At 36.6% G+C, this 7,670-nt stretch carries 8 protein-coding genes and 1 riboswitch; of the genes, 1 reads left to right on the plus strand and 7 read right to left on the minus strand.

Features of this window, described 5'->3' with window-relative positions:
- Positions 1 to 9 precede the first annotated feature (9 nt).
- Positions 10 to 98, minus strand: a riboswitch (glycine riboswitch).
- A 116-nt stretch (positions 99 to 214) separates the two neighbouring features.
- The 7 genes from surE to HMPREF1040_RS05745 all read right to left on the minus strand — a co-directional run bounded on the left by surE (position 215) and on the right by HMPREF1040_RS05745 (position 6,124).
- On the minus strand, positions 215 to 976 hold the full coding sequence (surE, locus tag HMPREF1040_RS05715; RefSeq protein ID WP_007392957.1) for a 5'/3'-nucleotidase SurE: 762 nt from the start codon (positions 974 to 976) through the stop codon (positions 215 to 217).
- Positions 977 to 988: 12 nt separating this feature from the next.
- Complete coding sequence (locus HMPREF1040_RS05720) at positions 989 to 2,236, minus strand: glycosyltransferase family 2 protein (protein WP_007392938.1); 1,248 nt, start codon at positions 2,234 to 2,236, stop codon at positions 989 to 991.
- 21 nt (positions 2,237 to 2,257) lie between these two features.
- Positions 2,258 to 2,932: a phosphatidylcholine/phosphatidylserine synthase gene (locus tag HMPREF1040_RS05725; RefSeq protein WP_007392960.1), complete on the minus strand. Its 675-nt coding sequence runs from the start codon at positions 2,930 to 2,932 to the stop codon at positions 2,258 to 2,260.
- Positions 2,929 to 3,567 carry a phosphatidylserine decarboxylase gene (locus HMPREF1040_RS05730; protein ID WP_007392947.1) on the minus strand — a complete coding sequence of 213 codons (639 nt, stop codon included), beginning with the start codon at positions 3,565 to 3,567 and terminating at the stop codon, positions 2,929 to 2,931. Before HMPREF1040_RS05730 ends, HMPREF1040_RS05725 begins: the two co-directional genes overlap by 4 nt.
- A gap of 9 nt (positions 3,568 to 3,576) precedes the next feature.
- A complete protein-coding gene (locus HMPREF1040_RS05735; RefSeq protein WP_007392965.1) occupies positions 3,577 to 4,308 on the minus strand; it encodes a WecB/TagA/CpsF family glycosyltransferase in 732 nt (243 codons plus the stop codon).
- Positions 4,309 to 4,323: 15 nt separating this feature from the next.
- Entirely contained in the window at positions 4,324 to 5,781 is a 1,458-nt protein-coding gene (guaB, locus tag HMPREF1040_RS05740) for an IMP dehydrogenase (protein WP_007392982.1), read from the minus strand.
- Positions 5,782 to 5,959: 178 nt separating this feature from the next.
- Complete coding sequence (locus tag HMPREF1040_RS05745; RefSeq protein ID WP_007392986.1) at positions 5,960 to 6,124, minus strand: DUF362 domain-containing protein; 165 nt, start codon at positions 6,122 to 6,124, stop codon at positions 5,960 to 5,962.
- A 678-nt stretch (positions 6,125 to 6,802) separates the two neighbouring features.
- Between HMPREF1040_RS05745 and HMPREF1040_RS05750 the strand changes: the two genes are divergently transcribed.
- Positions 6,803 to 7,501, plus strand: a complete 699-nt coding sequence (locus tag HMPREF1040_RS05750) for a response regulator transcription factor (protein WP_007392971.1) — start codon at positions 6,803 to 6,805, stop codon at positions 7,499 to 7,501.
- Positions 7,502 to 7,670 lie beyond the last annotated feature (169 nt).

Below are 7,670 nucleotides of genomic sequence, written 5' to 3' on the forward strand. Positions count from 1 at the left end.
CATTCGGTCATGCTATCCTCTGTCCTTTTGCCTGAGAGATTGGAATTTTTATTCCTTGCACCTTCGGCGCCCATACGGGACTCTCCAGAGTTGTGTCCATACCCGGTCCTGTTTATAAAACGCCTGAGAGTTTAACTCCTTCGGCAGGCAATTGCCTTCTCCCGTGTACTTCATCCACACATATGTGATTATGTATGTATTATAATGTAATAAATTATAAATTGCAAGTCTTTTTTTGTAATTCTTCTTTTATGGTTAAAAATGAACCCGTTGCCATTTGTTGCCACTGTAATGGCGTCAACGAAATAAATCCACTCCGTATCATATCAATATCAGTTCCAACCATCGCAGTTTGTAAATCCGCTTCACCTTCAATGATATAGTATCTACTATTATCCTGATCTTTTTTTTCTAAAATCACATTATCATATAATTGAACTGCTTGCGTAGCTAAGCGAATTCGATCCCATGAAATTTCCCCTTTGCTGGGAATATTTATATTCAAAATGCCTGGAAATTTACCTCCGATAATTAATCGTTGAATCACTTCATGTAGTACAGAAATTACCTTTTTACCTCGCGTTTCGTCCCATTTTTCCATCGACACCGCTATCGCGGGCACTTGATAATAAGGGCCTTCCATGGCAGCCGAAACCGTTCCTGAATAAAGAACATCGCTCCCTAAATTAAATCCATCATTAATCCCTGAGATAATCAGTTGTGGGCGCTGATGCACCAAAAATTTTTCCATTGCCAATTTCACGCAATCTACAGGAGTTCCAGAAACAGCAATATCTCCTTGCCCCCATTGCCGGCAATACAATGGTTTACCTATTGTCATCGCATGAGAAGAAGCACTGCGTTGTCCATTCGGTGCCACTACCGAAATCTGATAACCATATTGCTGTAACTGTATTTTTAACTGTTGCAAGCCTGGTGCCCGCACGCCATCATCATTAGTTATGAGAATGTGCATATATGCTTCTCCTTATTTATTTTTTTTGCGCAATAATGTCGCACTGTCATACGTAACAGCTCGTGTATGCAACGTATGACTCCACTTCATTTTATGACGATCTTTAAAGCCTAAAAAAGTAATCGGGATCCATGTATACATAAAAATCGGATACACAATTAAATATAACCACGACTTTATACGCACTTTAATACGCAATAATACAATAAATGGAATCAAATACTGAATAACACCAATAACAGACCACATTTGTAAGGGTACAATTTGATATAAAATATTCGTATAAAAGGCGTAATACCCGTTTGCATAAGACAATATCGCATAAATAGTCGACATCATCATAAAAAACGGCTGCGATAACGTTAAAATACCATCTAACATACGAATATTCCCCGTGCGAATCCCTTTTCCAAAAAGACGAGGAATGAAACGACATGCACAATCACATTGCCCCTGTGCCCACCGCTTACGTTGATGCCAAGATTGCTTCAATGTAAGTGCCTTTTCATCGTAAATAATCGCATCATGAGCCCAACAAGTTCGCACACCTTCCAACAAAATTTTCATAGAAAATTCCATGTCTTCCGTTAAACAGTCACACCCCCAACCATAAGCCCGGACAATATCTGTAGCGATACACATGCCTGTACCACCTAATGCTGTCGATAAGCCGATGTTGTATTTTGCCAGATGCCACATGTGATTAATTAACCAAAAAGCAATCGAAAAAGTACCAGCAATCCAAGTATCGGTAGGATTTTTTGAATCCATATATCCTTGAATTACCTTTTCTCCATGACATAAATGATTATTCATTTCACGTAAAAATTCGGGATGAACTAAGTTATCCGCATCAAATACAACAAATGCATCATACTGTTTTTCTTGTGCTAATAGAGCGGAAAACATCCAATCTAAAGCAAATCCTTTGCCGATTTGTTGTTCGTTCGTACGAGTATATACACACGCTCCATGTTGCCGGCATACTTCTGCCGTATTATCGTTACAATTATCTGCCACAACATAAATATCATACATATGGCGAGGATAATGCAGCGTATTTAAATTATCAAGTAATTCGCCCACTACTGCTGCTTCATTATGTGCACAAATAACTGCCGCAAAAGTATGTGTAGGTGGCATCATACGCTGTTCCGTTCGCTTAAACAAACCAAATAGCGCTAATATAAAATAATACAAAGTAAAAATTACAATGATCACCTGAACGGGTATCATCATGATATCCAACACATGTTCCATGCTATTTACTCCTAAAAATTGCTACTTTGTGCTGATGCAATTGATAGCTGTATTTACTAAACCAAAAATGATATAAAGAAAAAAGGGCATAATAAAAACTAAATGCCAATCCACGCCTACTAGGATAACTATACCGATAAACACAGCAACAATCAATGCAGCTACATGTAATGTATCGGGACTTTTGCCTTTAAAATCCGGATTATGTACATTGCTTACTAAATGATAGCCTAATAAAATGACCAAAACGGCAATTAACACTGGCGATAACTGTACACCAGAAATAGCATACATGGCAATAATCCCACCACCGTTAGGTATAGGCATCCCTTGAAAATATCCATGCACTACCCCTGTATTCAAATTAAACCGAGCTAGTCGGATTCCCCCCAACGCTGCATATATGATAGGTGGAATCACACCCCACCAGCCTAATTGCTGTAATGAATAACCATAAATCAAAAATGCTGCTGCTGCACCAAAAGAAACCACATCCGAAAGAGAATCTAATTCTTTCCCAAACTCTCCTGCTACACCTAACGCTCTTGCTGCACGACCATCACAGGCATCGCAAAACATGGCAATCAAAATACAAATCCCCGCCCATGTATAGGCACCATGTAAAGTCATAATCATACTAAGTAAACCAAATGCAAGATTTCCTGACGTAAATAAACACGGAATTACTTTTTTCATGATATAAACCTCCCAATAACGGTTTCACCCCCGCGCAATTTATCTCCGATTTGAACTAAAATGTCTACATCTTCGTCCACATAAATTTCTGCACAAGACCCCAATTTAATCATGCCATATAACTGACCATGATCTAACCTATCTCCCAACGATACCCACGATACAATACGCCGTGCCAAAATTCCCGCAATCAGTGTAACCAAGATACGATGGGTGCCTTTGTTTATACCAATAGAGTATCGTTCATTCTCATAACCCACCCCTTCTTTATAAGCAGGCTTAAAACGACCACACGTATATTGTTGAAAATCAATAGTCCCTGCCAACGGTGCTCGATTAACATGAACATTAAACACCGACAAAAAAACAACTATTTTTCGACACTTTTTAAAAAAATACGAATCTTCTTGTACCCATTCAATAGCCATAACTGTACCATCTGCAGGCGAAACTAATTCATTGGCAGCCGCCGTGATAGTACGTGCAGGGTTTCTAAAAAAATAGAGTAAATACACCCCTAGTAAAAAGGGTATAACTGCTACATAAAGAGATATAAAATATCCTCCTAATATAGCAAGGATAAACACTATACCGATAATACCATATCCATCTGGAATAATATACGGTTTCTTCAAAAAATCACCTCATTTATTCCGTTGTTGCTTTTTAACTGCTATCACAAAATTAGGCAGTGATAGCATTCGTTTAAATCGTGTTGGCTCTTTATACAGCCGATATAACCACTCTAAACGATTTTGTTGCATCCAGTGCGGTGCTCTTTTTGCTTTTCCTGCCAATACATCAAACGTACCACCTACACCCATACACACACAATTTTCCAATTGACTCAAATGCTCCTGTATCCAAATTTCTTGTTTCGGTACTCCTAACGCCACAAATACTAATTTTGCTTTTTTCCGTTTTATCTCCTCTATGATTTTTTTCTCTTCCGCCGAGGTAAAAAATCCCGAATGGGTCCCCACAACAAAGGCGGCTCCAAACTTATTTTCTACATTACTAGCCACTTGTCGGGCAATACCTTCGGCACTTCCTAACAAATAAACAGGCGTTTGGCGTGCAGCCGCCTCTGCCAGCAACATACACGCCAAATCAACTCCTGTTACACGTTCCTTAAATTGCTTACCTTGCTGTTCCGCCGCCCAAAGTACACCGGCCCCATCGGGAACAACTAAATCAGCATGCTGTAAAATGGTAGCTAACACTTCGTTCTGCTGTGCTTGCATCACCATCTCAGCATTTGCCGTTGCAATCATCGCTGACTTTCCTTTTTCAAGTTGCTGAAACACCCATTGACAAGCTTCTGTCCTTGAGACATTAGCAACAGGAATTGATAAAATATGAATCTTACTAATCACGGCAACCTCCGTCTTTTAGTTCATACTATAATTCGGTGCTTCTTTGGTAATATTAATATCATGCGGATGACTCTCTTTCAAGCCAGCACTTGTAATTTGAATAAATTGTGTTTTATCAATCATTTCTGTAATCGTATGACAACCGCAATATCCCATAGACGCCTTCAAGCCACCAACCATTTGAAATATCGTATCAGCCGCCGGTCCTTTATAAGGTACACGCCCTTCAATACCTTCCGGCACTAATTTTTTAGAATCTTCTTGGAAATAACGATCCTTACTACCTTTTTCCATAGCAGCCAATGATCCCATACCTCTATATTCTTTATAGCTACGCCCTTGATAAATAACTGTTTCACCAGGACTTTCTTCTGTTCCTGCCAATAAATTACCCATCATAACGACATTCGCACCAGCCGCTATCGCTTTTGCCATATCTCCAGAATATTTAATACCACCATCGGCAATGATAGGAATACCATACCGTTGTGCCACCTTAGCACATTCATAAACCGCTGTAATTTGGGGCACACCAATACCAGCAATAATACGCGTCGTACAAATAGATCCTGGTCCAATCCCTACTTTTATTGCATCTACACCACATTCAATTAACGCTTCCGTAGCCGCTCCAGTCGCCACATTCCCCGCAATAACAGGGACATGCGGATAAGCTTTTTTAATTTCTTTTAATGTTTTTAACACACCCATCGAATGTCCATGTGCGGTATCAATAACCACTACATCTACTTTTGCACTAACCAAGGCATCTAACCGATCAATCATGTCATGCGTAACACCTACCGCCGCTGCTACTCGTAATCTACCATTAGAATCTTTTGCAGAATTGGGATATTTATGTGCTTTTTCAATATCTTTAATCGTGATTAACCCTTTTAAATTTCCTTCTCCATCCACTAATGGCAATTTTTCAATACGATGATAACGTAAAATATCTTTTGCTTCTGCTAAAGATGTTCCTACGGGAGCTGTTACTAATTTTTCTGAAGTCATGATATCGCCTATACGTCGATTCATATCTTCTTCAAAGCGCATATCACGATTCGTAATAATGCCCACTAATTTTCCTTCCACCGTAATGGGTACACCAGAAATACGATATTTTCCCATTAATTCATTAGCATCCGCTAAGAGATTATCTGGATTTAAAAAAATAGGATCAATAATAATTCCATGCTCCGAACGTTTCACTTTATCTACTTCACGTGCTTGGGCTGCAATAGACATGTTTTTATGAATAACACCAATGCCGCCTTCACGAGCAATCGCAATAGCCATTGGAGCTTCCGTCACTGTATCCATACCAGAACTCATAATAGGGATATTTAATTTAATGTCCTTTGTCAAATTAGTAGATACATCCACCTCTGTTGGTAATACATCCGACTTAGCAGGCACCAACAATACATCATCAAAAGTTAATCCTCTCATACCAAATTTATCAGATCTCATTCTCTGCACCTCTATACCTTAAATTAACCAAAGTGGGAATATTCCCTTAAAATAGCTTATTTTTTATTATAGACGAAATCACCCGTTCTGTACACCAAAAATATAAATAATTTTGTACCCAAATTATATATACAAAAAAAGGAGACACCAATTGTGTCTCCCTTATCATTAAAAAATCTTATTCAGCTGAAATAGCTCCTGTAGGACAAACAGATTCGCAAGCACCGCAATCAATGCAAGCATCACCAATTACATATTTGCTATCGCCTTCTTCAATAGCTCCCGTAGGACAGGTAGCAGCACAAGAACCACACATTACACATTCATCAGAAATAACATGCATGTTATTCACCTCCAAATACATATTAACTCAAGAAATCGGCTTTCTTGAACGTTCTCATTATTGCATGAAAGTAAAAAAAAGTCAACCTATCAAACATTTAGCATAACCGTGCTATTTTACTATGTTTGCAGGCTTTTTAATGGTGGTTTTCAAAAAAAATATTATTTTTGTTCTTTTTTATTGCAATATTCCATATAATTCGCATAATATAGACCTATAAAAAAATAAAATTCATCTTTTTTATTATGATAATTGATTATCATTTTAAATTAATAGAAATGACTAACAATGTACATGCTTATCACAAAAAAGACCAGCTCTAAGCTGGTCTTTTTTGTGTATCGGGATGATACATGCTGGAAACAAAAAGACATCTTAGGGGGGAGAACTCATATAGAGGAATGAGTTGATATGCTTTTTGTTTCCCATGATAATTTTATTATCAAAAATATAATACCATGATAATGTTACAATTTTATTAAGATTCGATAAAATAATTCTAAATTTTTTCAAGTCTGTTTTCTGTATATTTTATCATTTTTCATCTTTTCTATATGTTTATTCCGTATTAATAAATTCATATAAATTATTTATTTTTTGTAATTAAATTTCTTATAATATATAAAGAATTCAATTTTTATATTATTGTTGTCGTTATTTTTTAATTAGGAGGATATTATGAAAAGCCAAAAATCATGTAAACGAAACATTTTATTAATTGAATTAGGTGCACAATTATCAAGTGGCATCAAAGCTGAACTAGAGCTAAATAATTATCACTGTGTCTGTTTAGACACGCGTAAAGAAGTTTCTGATTATATGTTAATCGGAAACTGTAACCTATTCATCATTGATATGCAGAAAAAAAGTATCGGCGAAATTGAATTTTGTAAAAAATTACGCTCCCACTATGAAGTACCCATAATAGTCATATCTCACGTAGATGATCTCAATATGAAATTAGAAGCATTTAATGCTGGTGCTAACGACTACCTTATTAAGCCCTTTAGTATAAAAGAATTGGTAGCTCGTATTCGAAGTCTATTTATGCTATTAGATGGTCTTCTCTCTGACGACGCAACTATCCGTGTAAATAACCTTGAAATTAATCCGATTACAAAATTAGTATTCTTTAAAAACCAAATCGTCCCTTTGACCAAAACGGAATTCAACCTATTATATTATTTCATACGACATCCAAATCGCATCCTATCCCGAGAACAAATATTAGGAAGCCTTTGGCATTGTGCTGAAGACACAACCTCAAATATTATTGATGTCTACATAGGCAATATTCGAAAAAAATTAACCAGGATCGATAATTTTGACAATTTAAAAACAATACGTGGATTGGGCTATATTTTTATAATACAGTAAATAGAAAAAAGAGATATCTCTAAAAGATATCTCTTTTTTTTATTCTATTATGCGTTTATGTAATCTTTATTTTTTCATTTATTCATCATAATGTATATTATATACATTATATTTGCTAACTATCGTCACATTTTTATCTCAAAAAATCGCTCTTACTATATTGGAAATG

It is taken from the genome of Megasphaera sp. UPII 135-E (assembly GCF_000221545.1).
GTDB lineage: Bacteria > Bacillota > Negativicutes > Veillonellales > Megasphaeraceae > Megasphaera > Megasphaera hutchinsoni.

Excerpts from the sequence above, each read along its gene's own strand:
- surE (WP_007392957.1), bottom strand. The coding sequence starts at position 976 with ATGCACATTCTCATAACTAATGATGATGGCGTGCGGGCACCAGGCTTG.
- HMPREF1040_RS05720 (WP_007392938.1), bottom strand. The coding sequence starts at position 2,236 with ATGGAACATGTGTTGGATATCATGATGATACCCGTTCAGGTGATCATT.
- HMPREF1040_RS05725 (WP_007392960.1), bottom strand. The coding sequence starts at position 2,932 with ATGAAAAAAGTAATTCCGTGTTTATTTACGTCAGGAAATCTTGCATTT.
- guaB (WP_007392982.1), bottom strand. The coding sequence starts at position 5,781 with ATGAGATCTGATAAATTTGGTATGAGAGGATTAACTTTTGATGATGTA.
- HMPREF1040_RS05745 (WP_007392986.1), bottom strand. The coding sequence starts at position 6,124 with ATGCATGTTATTTCTGATGAATGTGTAATGTGTGGTTCTTGTGCTGCT.
- HMPREF1040_RS05750 (WP_007392971.1), top strand. The coding sequence starts at position 6,803 with ATGAAAAGCCAAAAATCATGTAAACGAAACATTTTATTAATTGAATTA.